At 70.9% G+C, this 18,598-nt stretch carries 17 protein-coding genes; 10 read left to right on the top strand and 7 right to left on the bottom strand.

Annotated features, from left to right (window positions below; all coding sequences use genetic code 11):
* Positions 1-36 precede the first annotated feature (36 nt).
* Genes ACOBQB_RS05515 through ACOBQB_RS05505 form a run of 3 tightly spaced genes read left to right on the top strand, consistent with a single transcriptional unit; the run spans position 37 to position 2,477 of the window.
* A complete protein-coding gene (locus ACOBQB_RS05515; RefSeq protein ID WP_423589225.1) occupies positions 37-957 on the top strand; it encodes a glutamate ABC transporter substrate-binding protein in 921 nt (306 codons plus the stop codon).
* A 9-nt stretch (positions 958-966) separates the two neighbouring features.
* The gene (locus ACOBQB_RS05510) at positions 967-1,611 is read left to right on the top strand and encodes an amino acid ABC transporter permease (protein ID WP_423589223.1); all 645 of its coding nucleotides are present in this window, start codon (positions 967-969) and stop codon (positions 1,609-1,611) included.
* On the top strand, positions 1,608-2,477 hold the full coding sequence (locus tag ACOBQB_RS05505; RefSeq protein ID WP_423589221.1) for an amino acid ABC transporter permease: 870 nt from the start codon (positions 1,608-1,610) through the stop codon (positions 2,475-2,477). The genes ACOBQB_RS05510 and ACOBQB_RS05505 overlap by 4 nt, the downstream gene beginning before the upstream one ends.
* 32 nt (positions 2,478-2,509) lie before the next feature.
* Here ACOBQB_RS05505 and ACOBQB_RS05500 read toward each other — a convergent pair whose 3' ends face one another.
* From ACOBQB_RS05500 to ACOBQB_RS05490, 3 genes are all read right to left on the bottom strand, one after another.
* Positions 2,510-4,105, bottom strand: a complete 1,596-nt coding sequence (locus ACOBQB_RS05500) for an alpha/beta fold hydrolase (RefSeq protein WP_423589220.1) — start codon at positions 4,103-4,105, stop codon at positions 2,510-2,512.
* 113 nt (positions 4,106-4,218) lie between these two features.
* Positions 4,219-5,412: a L,D-transpeptidase gene (locus ACOBQB_RS05495; protein ID WP_423589219.1), complete on the bottom strand. Its 1,194-nt coding sequence runs from the start codon at positions 5,410-5,412 to the stop codon at positions 4,219-4,221.
* A 147-nt stretch (positions 5,413-5,559) separates the two neighbouring features.
* Complete coding sequence (locus ACOBQB_RS05490; protein ID WP_423589218.1) at positions 5,560-6,315, bottom strand: hypothetical protein; 756 nt, start codon at positions 6,313-6,315, stop codon at positions 5,560-5,562.
* A 104-nt stretch (positions 6,316-6,419) separates the two neighbouring features.
* Here ACOBQB_RS05490 and ggt point away from each other — a divergent pair, with 104 nt between their 5' ends.
* Positions 6,420-8,234, top strand: coding sequence for a gamma-glutamyltransferase (ggt, locus tag ACOBQB_RS05485; RefSeq protein WP_423589216.1), 1,815 nt, complete (start codon positions 6,420-6,422; stop codon positions 8,232-8,234).
* A 49-nt stretch (positions 8,235-8,283) separates the two neighbouring features.
* Here ggt and ACOBQB_RS05480 read toward each other — a convergent pair whose 3' ends face one another.
* Positions 8,284-10,158, bottom strand: coding sequence for a hypothetical protein (locus tag ACOBQB_RS05480; RefSeq protein WP_423589215.1), 1,875 nt, complete (start codon positions 10,156-10,158; stop codon positions 8,284-8,286).
* Positions 10,159-10,204: 46 nt separating this feature from the next.
* Entirely contained in the window at positions 10,205-10,972 is a 768-nt protein-coding gene (gene map / locus ACOBQB_RS05475; RefSeq protein WP_423590422.1) for a type I methionyl aminopeptidase, read from the bottom strand.
* Positions 10,973-11,018: 46 nt separating this feature from the next.
* On the opposite strand from map, the gene ACOBQB_RS05470 reads away from it, so the two are divergent.
* Entirely contained in the window at positions 11,019-11,270 is a 252-nt protein-coding gene (locus ACOBQB_RS05470) for a helix-turn-helix domain-containing protein (protein WP_205035386.1), read from the top strand.
* Between the two features lie 117 nt (positions 11,271-11,387).
* Here ACOBQB_RS05470 and ACOBQB_RS05465 read toward each other — a convergent pair whose 3' ends face one another.
* Positions 11,388-11,531 (bottom strand): hypothetical protein, encoded by a 144-nt coding sequence (locus ACOBQB_RS05465; RefSeq protein ID WP_423589214.1) that lies wholly within the window; start codon positions 11,529-11,531, stop codon positions 11,388-11,390.
* 506 nt (positions 11,532-12,037) lie between these two features.
* Here ACOBQB_RS05465 and ACOBQB_RS05460 point away from each other — a divergent pair.
* The 4 genes from ACOBQB_RS05460 (at position 12,038) to hydA (ending at position 17,161) form a co-directional block, all read left to right on the top strand.
* The gene (locus ACOBQB_RS05460) at positions 12,038-13,132 is read left to right on the top strand and encodes a hypothetical protein (RefSeq protein WP_423589212.1); all 1,095 of its coding nucleotides are present in this window, start codon (positions 12,038-12,040) and stop codon (positions 13,130-13,132) included.
* 460 nt (positions 13,133-13,592) lie between these two features.
* The gene (locus ACOBQB_RS05455) at positions 13,593-14,435 is read left to right on the top strand and encodes a nitrilase-related carbon-nitrogen hydrolase (RefSeq protein WP_423589210.1); all 843 of its coding nucleotides are present in this window, start codon (positions 13,593-13,595) and stop codon (positions 14,433-14,435) included.
* Positions 14,432-15,715 carry an aspartate aminotransferase family protein gene (locus ACOBQB_RS05450; protein WP_423589208.1) on the top strand — a complete coding sequence of 428 codons (1,284 nt, stop codon included), beginning with the start codon at positions 14,432-14,434 and terminating at the stop codon, positions 15,713-15,715. Before ACOBQB_RS05455 ends, ACOBQB_RS05450 begins: the two co-directional genes overlap by 4 nt.
* A gap of 42 nt (positions 15,716-15,757) precedes the next feature.
* Positions 15,758-17,161, top strand: coding sequence for a dihydropyrimidinase (hydA, locus tag ACOBQB_RS05445; RefSeq protein WP_423589206.1), 1,404 nt, complete (start codon positions 15,758-15,760; stop codon positions 17,159-17,161).
* A gap of 197 nt (positions 17,162-17,358) precedes the next feature.
* On the opposite strand, the gene ACOBQB_RS05440 is transcribed toward hydA, so the two are convergent.
* Positions 17,359-17,916, bottom strand: a complete 558-nt coding sequence (locus tag ACOBQB_RS05440; RefSeq protein WP_423589204.1) for a GNAT family N-acetyltransferase — start codon at positions 17,914-17,916, stop codon at positions 17,359-17,361.
* A gap of 48 nt (positions 17,917-17,964) precedes the next feature.
* Between ACOBQB_RS05440 and ACOBQB_RS05435 the strand changes: the two genes are divergently transcribed.
* Positions 17,965-18,573, top strand: a complete 609-nt coding sequence (locus ACOBQB_RS05435) for a TetR/AcrR family transcriptional regulator (RefSeq protein WP_423589203.1) — start codon at positions 17,965-17,967, stop codon at positions 18,571-18,573.
* Positions 18,574-18,598 lie beyond the last annotated feature (25 nt).

Here is an 18,598-nt window from a genome sequence, read left to right as displayed (position 1 = left end):
GCCGCGGTGCGTAGAGCCGCCGTGCGTAGAGCCACCATGGGCAGACCCACCCTGCCTACCACCAGGCTCCTGGCGGCCCTCGTCCTGTGCGCGCTCGTCACCACCGCCTGCGGCAAGGACGGCAGCCCGCCGACCAAGGGCCCCGCGGCCGGGAAACTCCCCAAGTACCGGGTGGCGGCCAACTTCCAGCTGCCCGAGTCCGGGACCTGGCGGAAGGCCAGGAGCCGCGGCCGCTTCATCGTCGGGGCCAAGGAGGACCAGCCCTACCTCGGCGAGAAGGACCCCGCGACCGGCACCTACTCGGGCTTCGACATCGAGATCGCCAAGATGATCTCGGCCTCCCTCGGCCTCGACCCCCGGCGGATCGAGTTCAAGACCATCGCGTCCGCCAACCGCGAGACCGCCCTCCAGAACGGGCAGATCGACTACTACGTAGGCACCTACACCATCAACGACAACCGCAAGAAGCTCGTCGGCTTCGGCGGCCCGTACTACATGGCGGGCCAGGGCCTGCTCGTACGGCACGACGAGGAGGACATCAACGGCCCGCGGGACCTGGACGGCGAACGCGTCTGCTCGGCCGCGGGGTCCACCCCTTTCCAGCGCATCCAGGAGGACTACCCGAAGGCCACCCTCGTCGCGTACGACACGTACTCCGTGTGCGTCGACAACCTGCTGACCTACCAGGTCGACGCCGTCACCACCGACGACGCCATCCTGATCGGCTACGCGGCCAAGGTGCCCGACGAACTCAAGGTGGTCGGCAAGCCGTTCTCGAAGGAGCCGTACGGGATCGGGGTGCCCCGGGGCGACAACGCGCTGCGGTTCGCCGTCGACGACGCCCTCGCCGCCCGCGAGAAGAACGGCGACTGGAAGAAGGCCTACGACGCCACCCTCGGGCTCTCCGGCGTCCCGGCGCCGAAGCCACCCGCCATCGACCGCTACCCGGCGAACTGAGGAGGCGTCATGAACGTACTGACCGACAACTTCTCCACGTTCGGCGACGGCTTCCTCGGCACCGTCGAACTCACCGTCTACGCCTCGCTGCTCGCGCTCGTGCTCGGCTTCCTCATGGCCTCGTTCAGGGTCGCGCCCGTCGGCTCCTTCCGGGCCTTCGGCACGGTGTGGGTGACGGTCCTGCGCAACACCCCGCTCACCCTGCTCTTCTTCGCCGTGCTGCTGGGCCTGCCGCGCTTCGGGCTCGTGTTGCCCTTCAAGGTGTTCGCGGTCGTCGCCCTCGGCTGCTACACCTCGGCCTTCATCTGCGAGGCGCTCAGGTCCGGCATCAACACCGTGCCCAAGGGACAGGGCGAGGCGGCCCGCAGCCTCGGCATGTCCTTCGGGCAGACCCTGTCGAAGGTGGTCCTGCCGCAGGCCTTCCGGTCCGTCATCGCGCCCGTCGGCTCCAACCTCATCGCGCTCGCCAAGAACTCCGCGATCGCGGGCGCCTTCAGCGTCACCGAACTGCTCGGCACGTACAAGACACTCAACGAACTGGGCTACAACATCATCTGGACCTTCGTCTGGATCGCCCTCGGCTACCTCATCGTCACCCTCGCCATCAGCGCGATCTTCAACATCCTCGAAAAGCGCTGGGGAGTCGCCCGATGAAAGCCCTCACCCACGACTCCACCGCCCTCTACGACATCCCGGGGCCGAAGACCGTGCGGCGGCACAGGGTCTACGGGATGTTCTCCACCCTGGCCGTGCTCGCCCTCGTCGCCTGGATCCTCTACCTCCTCTTCGACACCGACCAGTTCACCGCCACCAAGTGGTCGCCCTTCGCGTACGAGGGCATCCAGGAACTGCTCCTGCGGGGGCTCGGCAACACGCTCAAGGCCTTCGCGATCTCCGCGGTCCTCGCGCTCGCGCTCGGCGGGGTGCTCGCCATGGGACGGCTCTCGGACCACCGGCCGGTGCGCTGGGTGGCCACGCTCCTGGTGGAGTTCTTCCGCGCGATGCCCGTCCTGGTGATGATCTTCTTCGTCTTCGTGGCGCTGAAGGTGCAGCCGCTGCCCGCACTCGTCGCCGGACTCACGCTCTACAACGGCTCGGTGCTCGCCGAGGTCTTCCGCTCCGGCGTCAACTCCATGGAGCGCGGCCAGAAAGAGGCCGCGTACGCCCTGGGGATGCGCAAGACCCAGGTCATGGGCTACGTCCTCGTGCCCCAGGCCCTGCGCGCCATGCTGCCCGCCATCATCAGCCAGTTGGTGGTGGCCCTGAAGGACACCTCACTGGGCTTTCTGATCACCTACGAGGAGTTCCTCCATGCCGGGAAGCTGATCGCGTCGAACCTCGACTACGATTTGCCCTTCATCCCCGTGGTCATGGTGATCTCACCGATCTACATCGGGATGTGCATGTTGCTGTCGTGGTTCGCCCAGTGGGTGTCCAAGCGTCAGCGGCGCAATCCCAAAACGGAGGCCGCGGAAGTCGCGCCGGCCGAACCAGGGACGCTGCTGCCGGGAGTGCAGTAGCGAAGGCAGGCCCTCCCGGCGGCAGCCGGAGATCACTGCTCGCGCAGCGGGACGGACACGTACGACGGGTCCGCCTGCGGTGAGGAGAAGGTCAGCTGCGCGCCGGACGGGTTGTGCTCGATGTACAGCGGGTCGACCGTGTCGACGACCAGGGCGAGTCGGTGGCCCGCCGGTACGTCGTAGGCCGTGGAGAACAGCTCCAGGTCCACGCCGAACGGCTTGCCGGGCGTCTTGCCGTGGAAGGTGTACGGCGCGTTGCTGACCAGCTTGCCGAGGCCGAGCGGGCCCACGTCGTAGAGGTACGCGACGAGGGTGCCGCTCTCCTCGGTGCTGGTGAGCGTGGTGTGCAGCTTCGCCGTCCCGCGCACCCGCTGGGCCGACGCGTACCGCTCCGACTGCCACACGCCCGTGTAGCGGCGCGGCAGCAGCGGCACCGAGGCCGTCGGCGGGATCTTCAGGAACTGTTCCAGGGCGTTGGAGAGGATCGCGATGCCGCCGTTGGCGCCCGAGTCGACGTTCGTACGGATCGTGGTGGTCCCCGCCATGGCGATCTTCTTGCGGGTGGGGCCGACCGACTTCCAGTCCGGGTAGCCCTCGTAACCGCCCGTGGAGCGGGACTTCAGCTGGACAGGCTGCTCCTTGTCGATGCCGTTGGCCTCGCCCTTGAGGTGGTGGTCGAACCAGCGCTGGGTGGACGTCCAGGTGTCGTTGGGGAGCCCGAGCAGGCCGGTCGCCTCCGCCGTGGCGTGGTCGCCGGGGCGGAACTCCAGGCGCTTGGGGCCGGTCAGACGCTCGTAGAACTCGGCGTACTGGTTGGGCGGGAAGAGGGTGTCGCCCCAGGCGTTGCCGAGCATGATGGCCGCGCCGTTGTCGTTGATCTTGTCGAGGTGGTTCGCGGGGGAGCGCTTGGCGCCCCAGGCGATCATCTCGTCCTCCTTGTCCAGGTTGGAGGCGAGGAAGTCCTTGAGCGTCTGCTGGAGTTCGGCGCTCGGGCGGCCCGTGAGGGCGCCGGCGCCGCCGAGCAGGGCGGCGGCCTGGGCGTGCTGGGTGCGCCCGCTGTAGATCGAGTCGATCAGGTCGGCCCAGCCGCTCAGGGCGGCCACCGCCTTGATCCGCTTGTCGTGCCCGGCCGTGAGCAGGCTGATGCCCGCGCCGTACGAGACGCCCGCCATGCCGACCTTCGTCGGGTCGGCCGGGGTGTTCGCCAGCGTCCAGTCGATGACCTTGGAGGCGTCGGCGATGTCCTTCGGGCCCGCGGTCTCTATCTCGCCGCCGGACTGCCAGAAGCCGCGCGAGTTGTAACTGACCACGACGTAGCCGGAGTTCGCGAGCTTCTGGGCCTGGGCGACGTACTCGATCTGGGGCATGGCCCAGCTGGTGGGCAGCACGATCGAGGGGTATCTCGCCCCGGGCGGCGCGCCCTTGGGGGTGAAGACGTTGGCCTTGAGGATCGTGCCGCCGTCGCCGGGGATGTCGACGAAGCGTACGTCGGCGGCGCTCGCCGGCCGCGGCGCGGTCTCAGGCGTCGCCTGTGCCGCAGGGGCGAGACCGAGGGCGGTACCGGCGACGAGGGCCGCCGATACGGTCCCCACGGCGGTCGTACGCAAGGCATGGTGCGGCAGTCCCACGGGTCACTCCTCACTCGGACGGTGCAAAGTGACCCGACGGTAACCGCAGGGCTTTACCGGGGGTAACCCGTTGGTAAGTTACGCCCCGGTAACGATTGTTGACGGACGTACCATCAGCTCAGCGCGCTCTTGGCCTGCCAGTCGGACCAGGAGAGGTTCCACTCGCCGTAGCCGTTGCCCACATCGGGCACGCCCTTCGAGCCGCTGCCGGTGACCTCGAAGGGGTCGCCTATCTGTGCCTGGCGGTAGAGCCAGCCCGCGTCGCCGGTGCTCATGCCGACGCAGCCGGAGCTGTGGTTGGTGTTGCCGAAGTATGAGACGTTCCACGGCGCCGCGTGCGCGTACATGCCCGACCAGGTCAGCCGCATCGAGTAGTCGACCATCTTGTTGTAGCTGTCGCTGCCCGAGAGGCCGACGGTCTCGGAGCGCATGTTGATCGTGCCCTCCTTCGACATCAGGACGGACGTGCCGCCCCAGGAGGCCTTCTCGCCACCGGGCGTGCCCGCCGACATCGGGAGCGACTTGACGGTCTTGCCGTCGCGCACCAGCGTCGCCGTCTTGCTGTCCAGGTTCACCTTCACGACCTGGCTCTTGCCGACGGTGAAGCCGGTCGCGTAGTCGCGCACGAACCAGTCGTCGCCACCGGAGTCGATGCCGTTCAGCCGGGCGTCCAGCTTCACCTTCGTGCCGGACTTCCAGTACTCCTTGGGGCGCCAGTCGACGCGGTCCTTACCGTCGTAGTTCTTGATCCAGCCCCAGGAACCGGTGGTGCCGTTCGAGGTCGTCACCTTCAGCTGCTTCTCGACCTCGGCCTTGTTCCTCACCGGGTGGTCGAAGGTGATCGACAAGGGCTGGGCGACGCCGACGGTGGTGTTCTTGCCCGGGGCGAGCGTCACCTTGTTGACCTGCTCGGGCGCGGCCGTCTTGAAGGACGCCTTCGCGCTGCCACCCTGGTCGCTGACCGCCTCGACCTGGTACGCGGTGCCGGGCGCCACCACGCGCTGCGACGTCCAGGTGGTGCCGTTCGCCGAGACCTTGCCGGGCAGCTTCGCGCCCTTGGCGTCGGCGACCGTCACCTGCTTCAGCTTGCCGTCGGCCAGCTTCACCGTGACCGGCCCGCCCGCCTTGGCCCGCTGCCCCGTGAGGTTCACCGAGATCTTCGGCTTCTCGGCGGCGGCCTTGCCGTCGGCCGCGTCACCGCCGCCCGAGCAGGCGCTCAGGGCGGCGGCAAGGACCGCGACTCCCGCGGTCGCCGCGTGGCGGGTGCGAAGGGGGAGCCGACGGCTCGAAGAGCTCTGCGGGGACAAGGAAACGTACCTCCGTGCGAATGTGGACTGCACGGAGAGAGGGCGTACGAGGCCGACGGGTTGCCTCATGTCCGGAAATTGCCCGCTAGGTCACAGAAGGCACCCGGCGGTGTGGGCCCACCGTAAGGGAGCGATCACTCACCGGGATCACTTCGCGCGGTGAGAGGCACGGGACGACGCCGCCGGTATCGGGGTCTGGGCGGCACGCGTCACGTCCGCGACGAGCTCGACGACGTCCGGCCCGTACGCCTGCGAATTGACGACCTTCAGCAGCAGCACGAACGAGTCGTTGCCGTGCTTGCGCGCGAGCTTCTCGTGGTGGCGGGCGAGGTAACGGGCGGCGGCCTGGCTGGTGACCGCGCGCTGGCCGCAGAAGAGGAAGACGGGCCGCGCCTCCTGCCCCCGCCCGGCGGTGAGCCGCGCGAGGAGCACGTACTCCGTGAGGCCCGCCTCCAGACGGTAGCGCTCGGCGCCGATCTGGAACGCGCCGCGGTCGGGTCCCGGCTCCGGCTCGGCGTTCACTCGCACGCCCGGGAGCAGCGAGTGCATGTGCGCCGCCATGCGACGGTTCACCACCGGGCTGCCCACGCAGAACTCCGTGCGCTCGCCGAAGCTCTGCCGGGCCGCGTCGTGCGCGACGATCTGTGCGTGCGCGCCGCACTCCTTGATCACCGCGGCGAGCTCCAGGAGCGCGAACACGTCGTGGCGCACCACCATCAGTTCGCCGCCGCCCGCGTCGCGGTTGACCACGAGCAGGGACTCGGAGTTGTCGGGCAGCCCGAAGAACGCCTGCCTGCGGCGGAGCCCGCGCTTCCACAGCCGGCCGCGGACGAGCCAGCCAAGGAGGGCGCCGAGGCCGACCGCGATCAGGCCGAGGACGAGGTTGCGCACGTCTTCAGTCATGGGCGCGCATGCTAGCGGCACCTCAAAGACACGTTCGAGGGGGTCCTGACGTGGCGGGGGCCGCGAAGTTACGCTGCGCGGACGGCTGTTGACTGGAGGTACGAATGCGTCACGCTGTCGCACGTAATCTGACGCTATTGGCGGTCGGAGGGGTATTGGTGTCGGTCGGTGCCGCCGCGCCCCCTTCGCCTACGCGCTCAGCGGAACACACCCCGCCGGCCCCGGCGAAGGTACCGGTCGCCGTCGGGTACGGCGGCGCGGTCGCCAGCGTCGACCCGGACGCCTCCGCCGCGGGCATCGAGGTGCTCCGCAAGGGCGGCAACGCCGTGGACGCGGCCGTCGCCACCGCGGCCGCTCTCGGCGTCACCGAGCCCTACTCGGCCGGTGTCGGCGGCGGCGGATACTTCGTCCACTACGACGCCAAGACCCGCAAGGTCAGCACCATCGACGGCCGTGAGACGGCCCCGCGCACCGCGGACGCCGGGCTCTTCCTGGAGAACGGCAAGCCGATCCCCTTCGCGGACGCGGTCACCAGCGGCCTCGGCGTCGGCACCCCCGGGACGCCCGCGACCTGGCAGTCGGCGCTCGACGCCTGGGGCAGCAAAAAGCTCCGCACGCTCCTGAAGCCCGCCGAACGCCTCGCGCGCGACGGCTTCACGGTCGATGAGACCTTCCGCTCCCAGACCGAGTCGAACGAGAAGCGGTTCCGGGACTTCCCCGCCTCGGCGAAGCTGTTCCTGCCCGGCGGAAAGCTCCCCGTGGTCGGCTCCACCTTCAAGAACCCCGACCTGGCCCGTACGTACGACGAGCTGGGCCGCAAGGGCGTAGGCGCGCTGTACCACGGAAAGCTCGCCCAGGATTTCGTACGCACCGTCAACAAGCCGCCCGTCGACCCGGCGTCCGGCCGCGTCGCCCGCCCCGGTGACCTCTCCCTGAAGGACCTCGCGTCCTACGGCGTCAAGCGCCAGAAGCCCACGAGGACGACGTACCGCGGGCTCGACGTCTACTCCATGGCGCCCTCGTCCTCCGGCGGCACCACCGTCGGCGAGGCGCTGAACATCTTGGAGCGCACCGACCTCTCCAAGGCCTCCAAGAAGAAGTACCTGCACCGCTACATCGAGGCCAGCCGCATCGCGTTCGCCGACCGGGGCCGCTGGGTCGGCGACCCCGCCTTCGAGGACGTACCGACCAAGGAGCTCCTCAAGCAGCGGTTCGCGGACACGCGGGAGTGCCTGATCAAGGACGACGCGGTACTCAAGAGTCCGCTCGCGCCGGGCGACCCGCGCCACCCCAGGGCGTGCGTATCGGGGGACAAGGCGGCCCCGACGACGTACGAGGGCGAGAACACCACGCACCTCACGGCGGCCGACAAGTGGGGCAACGTCGTCGCCTACACCCTCACCATCGAGTCGACGGGCGGCAGCGGCATCACGGTCCCCGGCCGGGGCTTCCTCCTCAACAACGAACTGACGGACTTCTCCTTCGCGCCCGCCGACCCGGCGGTCCACGACCCGAACCTGCCGGGCCCGGGCAAGCGCCCGCGCTCCTCGATCGCGCCGACGATCGTGCTGAAGCACGGCAAGCCGGTGGTGGCGCTCGGTTCGCCGGGCGGCGCCACCATCATCACGACCGTCCTGCAGACCCTCACCGGCTTCCTCGACCGGGGCCTGCCGCTGGTCGAGGCGATCGCCGCGCCGCGCGCGAGTCAGCGCAACGCCGCGCAGACCGAGCTGGAACCGGGCCTGTGGGACAGCGACTTGCGGGCTTCCCTGGAGTCGATCGGGCACTCCTTCAAGCGGAACCCGGAGATCGGCGCGGCGACGGGCGTCCAGCGGCTGCCGGGCGGCAAGTGGCTGGCCGCGGCGGAGAAGGAGCGCAGGGGCGGCGGCTCGGCGATGGTGGTGCGTCCCACCGAGTGAGCCGCCGCGTCCCGGGGGCCTCGCTGAGGTGAGGCCCCCTTGGCGCGCCCTACGCGGGTGAGGCCGCGCAGTTCTGCTCCAGTTCGTTGGCGGCCCAGCGGATGGAGGACTCCGGGTCGTCGTGCAGGTACCGCAGGGCGGGCAGCGCCTCGCGGACGGCGGCGAGCTGGGCGTCGCCGCGTCCGCCGCGGGCCTCGCGGACGTCGGCGAGGTCCGCGATGAGCAGCAGCAGGGTGCTCCGCGAGAGGTTGTCCGGGTCCCGCATCAACTCGACGAGGAACGGGATCGCCGGGACAGCCGCCGTCGAGGACGCCTCCTTGGAGACCAGCAGCCGGTACAGGTCGTGCACCGCGTCCATGGCGGTCTTCTTGTCGTCAGAGGCGACCTTGCCGATCAGGTCGGGGATCATTCGGCCGGGGCCGCGGGAGGTCCACAGTGAGCCCCAGTCGACACCGTCCAGGCGCAACTGGAGATCGCGGTGCGGCCAGAGCTTCGCGGGATCGAGCCGGAGCACGGCGGTCCCGTCCGCGTCGGTGACACGCAGGGAGGAGTCCGCACCGAGGCCGAGGTGCGTGATGCCGGTGCCCAGGCGCAGCGCGGCCACCGCGTCGGAGCCCAGGTCCCAGACGCGGACCAGGCCGTCGGCCCACGCGGCGGCGAGCGCGGGCCCGGTCTCCAGCTGAGCGGTGGCCAGCGCGCGCACGGGTGTGCGGCGGCGCGCGAAGGGGGCGCGCAGCGGCTTGCGGCGAGTGCTCCAGTAGCGGATCACGCCGTGTTCGTCGCCACTCAGTACGAGACGCTTGCCGCTGCCCAGCTTCAGGCAGGCGAGCGCGGTCACCGGGGCGCGGTGCAGCGACAGGGTGATCGTCTCGGGGTGCTCGTCGTCGGTCTCCAGGACGTGGACGTGGCCGTCCGCGTCGCCGGCCACGAGGGTCGTCGCGTCCTGGTCGGCGGCCACCGCCCTGACGCCCCCGGGCTCGGCGACGAGCGTGGCGGCGGCGCCGGGCACGGAGGGCGGAGAGGCGGGGCCGCGGGAGACGACCGCCCAGCGCCCCCGCGGGTCGGCGTCACCCTCCTCCAACGAGACCGGCCCGAGGTCCTCCAGGGGCGCGGGCACCTCGCTCGGCGGGCGGATCGCCTTGTCGCCGGACCAGTCGACGCCCAGGGCCTCGGCGACCGCGATGAGCGCGTCGCGCGTACGGGCGTTGATGACGATCCTGAAGTCGGCGCCGGGCCCGCGCCCGTGCCGTATGACCGCGTCCGGGGCGCCGTACGAGAGCGCGTCGGTGCCCATCTCCTGCCAGGGCAGGAGCCCCAGTTCACGGTACGAGGAACGGAGCCGGTCGACGATCCGCGGGTCGGCGTCGACGACGGCCCGGCGGACCCGCAGCGTCCAGCCGTAGTGCGCGGGCATCCGCTCGAAGGCCAGCTGCATCAGGAACTCGGACAAAGACCGGCTCTGCTCGACCCACGCGCCGCCGACGCTGACGACGACGCGAGGGTTGGGCAGTCCGGCCTCGGCCGCGAGGTAACCCCACTCATGGCTGTAGTGATACTCCGACATGAACACACAGACACGACGATCAACACCCTCACCCGCCAACAGGCCGCTTTCGGAGGCGACTTCGAGCTCGGAGATCTTCGGCGGCCACTGGGTGTGCACCCAGTACAGGCGGGGCTTGAAGGCGAAGGAGTTGAGCGGCGAGTCCCACCACTCGTTGAGGGCCTCGGGGACCGGCAGCTCCCAGTCGATGCCGTGCTTCTGGTTCTCGCCGCCCCACCGGGAGTGCCCGGGCTCGCCGCCGGGGTCCTCATACCCCCACTCGCGCTGGACGGCGTCCAGCAACTCCCAGCGCGCCTGCCCCTGCTGATGCACCCGCAGCCGCTCCGCGAACTGCCCATAGTCGATGATCTCTCGTCTCACCGACGCATCGTACGAATGATCTACGTAAGTGAGTGTCCCCGAGGTGTCACAGTGCCGTGAGAATCCTGGGACCGTCCGGTGTGATCGCCACGGTGTGCTCGGCGTGGGCCGCGCGGCTCCCGTCGTTCGTCCGCAGTGTCCAGCCGTCCGGCGCGGGGTGGTAGTCGTCGCCGCCGCCCGCGATCACCATTGGCTCGATGGCCAGCGCCATGCCGGGGCGCAGCGGCATGCCGCGGCCGGGGCGGCCCTCGTTCGGCACACCAGGGTCCTCGTGCATGCGCCGCCCGATCCCATGCCCACCGAACCCCTCGGGGATGCCGTACCCCGCCTTGCGGCAGACGGTGCCGATGGCGTGGGCGATGTCGCCGATGCGGTTGCCGACGACCGCCGCCTCGATGCCCGCCGCCAGGGCGTGCTCCGCCGTCTCGATGAGGCGTACGTCCTCGGGGCGCGGGATGCCGACGATGAAGCTGACCGCGGAGTCACCGGCCCAGCCGCCGAGCTGGGCGCCGAAGTCGATGGAGACCAGGTCGCCGTCGCGCAGGCGGTAGGAGGTCGGGACGCCGTGCACGATCGCGTCGTTCACCGAGGTGCACAGGACCGCGGGGAAGGGGACCGGGGCGAAGTCCGGCCGGTAGCCGAGGAAGGGCGAGGAGGCGCCGGCCTCGCGGAGCACGGCGTGCGCGATCGCGTCCAGGTCGAGCAGCGATACGCCGACGTCCGCGGACTCACGTACGGCGGTGAGCGCCTGTGCCACGACGCGGCCGGCCTCACGCATCGCGTCGATCGATCGGTCTGTCTTGAGTTCCACCATGCCCATTACTATACCGGTATTTAAATGGGCGTCGTACGATGGCCGCATGGTTCGTACTCCCTTGACCCCAGAAGAGCGTGAGCGCGGCGAGCGGCTCGGGCAGTTGCTGCGGGAGGCGCGGGGGGAGCGGAGCATGGTCTCGGTGGCCGCGGAGGCGGGGCTCTCCGCGGAGACCCTCCGGAAGATCGAGACGGGGCGGGCGCCGACGCCGGCGCTCTTCACGGTGGCGGCGTTGGCGTCCGTCCTGCACCTCTCCTTGGACGAGATCGTCCTCCGCTGTGAGCTGGCGCCGGCGTGACGGGGCCTTGGGGCTCGGCGGTATCCCCTGTCCCGCCGCTCCGCGCCGGATGTCTCCCACCCACCCGCCCGATACTCGGCGTCGAGATGCCGAGGTAGGGACGGGCCGGGGTGCCCGTTATCCGGCGTCGAGGTGGTGGCGGGTGGGGGGCAACTCGGCGTCGAGGTAGGGGTGGAATGCCGCCCGCAGCCCCTCGCGCGCCCGCGAGGGCATGAGCCGACGGCGGGCCGCGCCCGCGGGTGTGCGCCCGAGGGGACGCATGGGCCGACGGCGGGCCGCGCCCGAGGGTGTGGGCCCGAGGGGGTGCATGGGTCGACGGCGGGCCGCGCCCGCGGGTGTGCGCCCGAGGGGATGCGCGAGCCGACGGCGGGCCGCAGCGTCAGGCGGCCCAAGGGCTGCATGGGCCGACGACGGGCCGCAGAGCCAGACGGCCCAAGGGCTGCATGGGCCGACGACGGGCCGCAGGCGCCAGACGGCCCGAGGGGACGTGGGGGTATGTGCGCGCGGAGCACAGTGGTGGTCATGCCCAGCCGATGAGCAACCGCGGGCCGGCGCCAAGATAGCGAGCACGGACATACCCCCACGTCCCCGCCCCACAGACGAACCCCGGGCGCCCCGCCCCGAACCCACCGGAAAACTGCGTGTAGTCGTCCCGTAACACATCTGGTGTTATCTTCCGGACCGGAAGACTCCAGTCTCCACGGGGCGGTGCTGGTCGGATGGCAGTGGGACAACTCCCGGACCAAGTAGGGGAGTTCGCAAGGTACTTGAGAGAACTGCTGGGATGCCTGGACCAGGCCACCGGCTGGTGCGGCGTGTTCTGGCAACGCGACCCGGACGGCATGCGCGCCTGCCTGGACGGCGTGGAGGTCCCGCCCTGGGATGTGGTGCAAGCCCTGCTCCACGACCTGGCGGCCGACCGAGGCATCCCCGAAGCCGAGCGCGAGACACGCAGGGCCCGCACGCTGCACCGCGCGTCACTCACCGCGTACGACGCCCGCCCCGGCGCCCGCGAGCTGCTGGGGGAGCGGCTCGACATGATGCTCACGGAGCGGCGGATCGCCCTGGACCGGCAGGCGGACCTGAGCCGCCGGCTGTCCGAGGCCGCCACCCCCGTCGAGGCGGACCGCATCAACCTCGACCTCGCGTGGGTGCGTGACGACCACGAACGGGCGACCGCCCGGTGCGCGGAACTCCAGGAGCGGCTGGCCCGCCTGTCCCACGCCTTCGGCCTGCCGCCCGCCGAGGACACGTCCCTCCCTGCCCGCGTCCCGGAACAGCCTCGCCGCCCCCGCGGAGCACGCTACGCAGGCCTGTCGAACACGGACGCGAACACGAACGCGCCCCAGACCCAGGCCGACACCCAGGCCCACACCCACACCCACACCCACGCCCCCACACCCACCCCCGCGACCCCCCGCGGCGCCCGCTACGCACCGGCGCCCCCCGAACCACCAGCACCCGCAGCCCCCGCCCCCGACCACACGCCCACCCACACCCGCACCACCGACCACACTCCCACCCCCGACCCCGACCCCACCCCCGACCCCACCACCCAAACCGTCCAGGCCCTGCTCCACCTCCGCCGCGAGGGCCGCACCGGCGAGGCCCACGCCGTACTGGTGGAGGCCGCGGCCTGGCCCGCCCCCCACCTCCCGCCGCTCGCCGCGGAACTGCACCGCGCGGGCCTGGCCGCGGACTGGTCCACCCTCCTGTGGGAGGCCGCCTCGCTGCCCCCGACCGCCTGGTCGCCCTCGCGGACGCGCTCGCGGGCGCCGGCCGCGCCGACGACTGCCGGAAGCTGCTGCGGCAGGGCGTCGCGCGCCCGGCGCCGGAGATCGCCGAGGCGCTCCTCGCGCTGATCGACGCGGGCCGGGAGCGGGAGGCCCGCGCGCTCCTCGACTCCTACCTGCGCGTCCGCACCCCCGAGGACGCGGCACGCTGCGCGCACACCGACCCGCACCGCCTCGTCCCGCTGCTCCTGGACACGGCCAGGTCGGTCTCGGAGGAACACCACTGGGACTTGGTGCACGCCCTGCGCGTGGCGGGCTTCACCACGTAACAGACCGCCGTAACAGACCGCCGTAACAGACCGCACCCCACCGCCACCCCGGCCACGCGACGAGCCGCCCACTTCTCGCCCGCTCGGGTGCGAAACATGATCGACTCCGCCGGTTGACGACGATGGTCTTGCTCACCCCGTCGGCACAGGCTTACGTTCTCCTAATCCACGCACCGGATCTACGGGCGTAGAGGCTCTCTGGCGTCCCCTCAAACGTCCCCTCAAGGGCTGTCCTCCCCAGGGCAGTGAAGGAGCAGCTCATGGCCAACGTCGTACGCGCCGCACTGGTCCAGGCGACCTGGACCGGCGACACCGAATCCATGATCGCCAAGCATGAGGAACACGCCCGTGAGGCGGCCCGGCGGGGCGCGAAGATCATCGGGTTCCAAGAGGTCTTCAACGCCCCCTACTTCTGCCAGGTCCAAGAGCCCGAGCACTACCGCTGGGCCGAGCCCGTGCCGGACGGCCCCACCGTCACCCGCATGCGGGCGCTCGCCCGCGAGACCGGCATGGTGATCGTCGTCCCGGTCTTCGAGGTCGAGCAGTCCGGGTTCTACTACAACACCGCGGCCGTGATCGACGCCGACGGCGGCTACCTCGGCAAGTACCGCAAGCACCACATCCCCCAGGTCAAGGGCTTCTGGGAGAAGTACTACTTCAAGCCGGGGAATCTGGGCTGGCCGGTCTTCGACACCGCCGTCGGCAGGGTCGGCGTATACATCTGCTACGACCGCCACTTCCCGGAGGGCTGGCGCCAACTCGGCTTGAACGGCGCCCAGATCGTCTACAACCCCTCCGCCACCCACCGCGGTCTCTCCTCCCACCTCTGGCAGCTGGAGCAGCCCGCGGCGGCCGTCGCCAACGAGTACTTCGTCGCCGCTATCAACCGCGTGGGCCAGGAGGAGTACGGCGACAACGACTTCTACGGAACGTCGTACTTCGTCGACCCGCGCGGCCAGTTCGTCGGCGGGACCGCGAGCGACAAGACGGAGGAACTCCTCGTGCGGGACCTCGACTTGGGACTCATCGAGGAAGTACGTCAACAGTGGGCGTTCTACCGTGACCGACGCCCCGACGCCTACGAAGGGCTGGTGCAGCCGTGACCGATCTGTACGACCGCCACAGGGCGGTCATGCCCGAGTGGCTCGCGCTCTACTACCACCAGCCCATCGAGCTGACGCACGGCGAGGGCCGGCACGTCTGGGGCGCCGACGGCAGGAAGTACCTCGACTTCTTCGGCGGCATCCTGACCACCATGACGGCGCACGCCCTGCCCGAGGTCACCAAGGCGGTGAGCGAGCAGGCGAGCCGGATCATCCACTCCTCGACGCTCTACCTCAACCGCCCGATGGTCGAACTCGCCGAGCGCGTCGCGGCGTTGTCGGGCATCCCCGACGCCCGCGTCTTCTTCACGACCTCCGGCACGGAGGCCAACGACGCGGCGCTGCTGCTCGCGACCGCGCACCGTCGCTCCAACCAGATCCTGGCGATGCGCAACAGCTACCACGGCCGTTCCTTCTCGTCCGTCGGCATCACCGGCAACCAGTCGTGGTCGCCCACCAGCCTCTCGCCGCTCCAGACGCTGTACGTGCACGGGGGCGTCCGCGGCCGCGGCCCGTACGCCGGGCTGAGCGACGCCGAGTTCACCGCGGCCTGCGTGGCGGACCTGCGGGACATGCTCGGGCAGGCCCGCGGGGGAGTGGCGGCGCTGATCGCCGAGCCGATCCAGGGCGTCGGCGGCTTCACCTCGCCGCCCGACGGGCTGTACGCCGCATTCCGTGAGGTCCTGGCCGAGCACGGCATCCTGTGGATTACCGACGAGGTGCAGACCGGCTGGGGCCGCACCGGCGAGCACTTCTGGGGCTGGCAGGCCCACGCCCGCAGCGGCCCGCCGGACATCCTGACCTTCGCCAAGGGGATCGGCAACGGCATGTCGATCGGCGGTGTCGTCGCCCGCGCCGAGGTGATGAACTCCCTGGACGCCAACTCCATCTCGACGTTCGGCGGTTCACCGGTCACCATGGCGGCGGGCCTCGCCAACCTCACGTACCTCCTGGAGCACGATCTCCAGGGCAACGCCCGGCGCGTCGGGGGCCTGCTCATCGAGCGGCTGCGGGCGATCTGCGCCCAGCTGCCCGTCGTACGCGAGGTGCGAGGGCGCGGCCTGATGATCGGCATCGAACTGGTCGAGCCCGGCACCGACGAGCCCAACCAGCCGGCGGCAGCCGCCGTGCTCGAAGCGGCCCGCGAGGGCGGCCTGCTCATCGGCAAGGGGGGCGGCCACAGCACCAGCGTCCTGCGCGTCGCCCCGCCCCTGTCGCTGACCGTCGCGGAGGCGGAAGAGGGCGCCGCAATCCTCGAACGGGCCCTGCGGAGCGCCTAGTTCGGCCCTGCCCGCCCCCGTGCAGAAGAGGGAGCGCACCACATGAGTACCCGCACCCTGATCCGCGGCGGTCTCGTCGTCACCGCCGCGGAGGAGATCCACGCCGACGTGCTGATCGAGGACGGCAGGATCGCCGCGCTCGCCGCGAGCGGCACCGCCGCGGCGGGCGCGTGGACCGCCGAGCACGTCGTCGACGCCACCGGCAAGTACGTGATCCCGGGCGGCGTCGACGCCCATACGCACATGGAGTTCCCGTTCGGCGGCACCTTCTCGGCCGACACCTTCGAGACCGGGACCCGGGCCGCGGCCTGGGGCGGCACCACCACCATCGTCGACTTCGCGGTGCAGGGCGTGGGGCACTCCCTGCGTGGGGGGCTCGACGCGTACTACGCGAAGGCGGACGGGCAGTGCGCGATCGACTACGCCTTCCACATGATCGTCTCCGATGTGAACGAGCGGACGCTCAAGGAGATGGACCTGCTGGTGGAGGAGGGTGTGACCTCCTTCAAGCTCTTCATGGCCTACCCCGGCGTCTTCTACAGCGACGACGGGCAGATCCTGCGCGCCATGCAGCGCGCGTCGGCCAACGGCGGGCTGATCATGATGCACGCCGAGAACGGCATCGCCATCGACGTCCTCGTCGAACAGGCCCTGGCCCGTGGTGAGACCGATCCCCGCTACCACGGCGAGGTCCGCAAGGCGCTGCTGGAGGCGGAGGCGACCCACCGCGCGATCCAGCTCGCCCGGGTCGCCGACGCCCCGCTGTACGTCGTCCACGTGTCGGCCGAGGAGGCCGTCGCCGAACTCACCGCCGCCCGCGACAAGGGCCTGAACGTCTTCGGCGAGACCTGCCCCCAGTACCTCTTCCTGTCCACCGACAACCTCGCCGAGCCGGACTTCGAGGGCGCCAAATACGTGTGCAGTACGCCGCTGAGGCCGCGCGAGCACCAGGCGGCCCTCTGGCGTGGCCTGCGCACCAACGACCTCCAGGTCGTCTCCACCGACCACTGCCCGTTCTGCTTCACCGGCCAGAAGGAGCTGGGCCGCGGCGACTTCTCGAAGATCCCCAACGGCCTTCCGGGCGTGGAGAACCGCATGGACCTGCTGCACCAGGCCGTCGTGGACGGGCACATCAGCCGCCGCCGCTGGATCGAGATCGCCTGCGCCACGCCGGCCCGGATGTTCGGCCTCTACCCGAAGAAGGGCACGATCGCCCCCGGCTCCGACGCCGACATCGTGATCTACGACCCGCACGCCGAGCAGGTCATCTCCGCCGACACCCACCACATGAACGTCGACTACTCCGCGTACGAGGGCAAACGGGTCACCGGACGCGTCGACACCGTCTTCTCCCGCGGCGAACGGGTCATCGAAGACCGCCGCTTCGTGGGCCGGGCGGGGCATGGCGTGTACACGCCGCGCTCCACTTGTCAGTACCTGGTCTGAACCCGAACGGACAGCCCCGGCATGGAACGCGGGCTCGTCCTGGAGACCGGCCCGGCCGCGTCTCAGGTCGGCGGTGCGTCCGTGGGCATCGTGCGCCGCACGGGCGTAAGCGGTGGGCGCATCCTCGGCGAGCCGGCCTGTCAGCGTCCGTCAGGCTTCAACGGCGCCCGCCGGCCGTGGCTTCTCGTGGCCGCTCCTTACGCGGCCATGCCGCCGGCCCGCCACTCCCCGGCAAGGACCGCCCAGTTCTGCTTGTCGTGGCGGGTGCCGGCGTAGGGCCAGCATGCGCGCTGGACCCCTTCGAGGGTCATGCCGAGCCGCTTGGCCACCGCCGCGCTGCGGGCGTTGTCGGCGCGGCAGTGCCACTCGGCGCGGTGCATGCCCCGGGTGGTGAACGCCCAGTCCAGTACGGTGCGGCACGCCGCGGTGATCAGGCCGCGGCCCTCGGCGCCCGGCTCCAGCCAGCAGCCGACCTCGCAGGTGCCCGCCGCCGCGTCGAAGGCTACGAACATGACGCCGCCGACCAGCGTGCCGTCGAGCCATATGCCGTAGAGGCGCGCGCCGTCCGCGGCCTGCCGCTCCGCGTACCGGCGCAGGGTGGCGCGGGCGCCGTCGAGATCGTCGGTGACGAACGCGGCGCCCACCCAGGGCCGGATGTGCTCACGCGCCCGGTCGAGGTGGGCGGCGAACTCCTCGGCGTGCCACGTCTCAAGGGGGCGCAGGTGGGCGCCGTCCCGCAGCGGGAGGGAGAACATGAGGACCCCATTCACACAACAAGCGTTATGGATATGTACGGTAGCAGCATGCCACGCACCAAGGGAGATCACGAAGCCCGCCGCCGCGACGTCTCCGAGGCGGTCTGGCGAGTACTGGCCGCGCACGGCTTCGGCGGGCTGACCATGCGGGCCGTCGCCGCCGAAGTCGGCGCGAGCACCGGTCTCCTGACGCACTACTTCCGCACCAAACGCGACCTGGTCGCCCACGCCCTCGACCTCCTGGAGCGGCGCACCGCCGCCCGCCCCAGGCGCGCCGCGGGGCAGGGCCTGGCCGCCGTACGGGCCGCGCTCCTGGACGTCCTGCCGCTGACGGACGAGGCCACCGCCGGCAACCGCATCTGGGTCTCGTCCTGGGACACCGCGCTCGCCGACCCCCAGCTGCGCGCCGACCACGCCCGCAGATACGCGCAGAGCCGCGACACACTGCGCGACCTGATCGCGGAGGCCCAGCGGCTCGGCGAACTCGCCCCCGGCGACCCCGAACGCCTCGCCGCCGGCGCCCAGGCCTTCGCGCTCGGCCTGGTGGTCCAGGCGCTGCTCGACGCCCCGGCCTTCCCGGCGTCCCGCCAGGTCCGGCTGGTCGACGACCACCTCGCCGCGCTGGCCCGGGGAGGCGGCGCCACCGGCGACGGCTGACACGGCGAGGTGCTCTTGCCAAGGA

The sequence above is a fragment of the Streptomyces sp. G5(2025) genome (genome assembly GCF_049542075.1).
Lineage (GTDB): Bacteria > Actinomycetota > Actinomycetes > Streptomycetales > Streptomycetaceae > Streptomyces.
The sequence above is the reverse complement of the archived record's forward strand: the minus strand, read 5'-3'. Positions and strand labels throughout refer to the sequence as shown.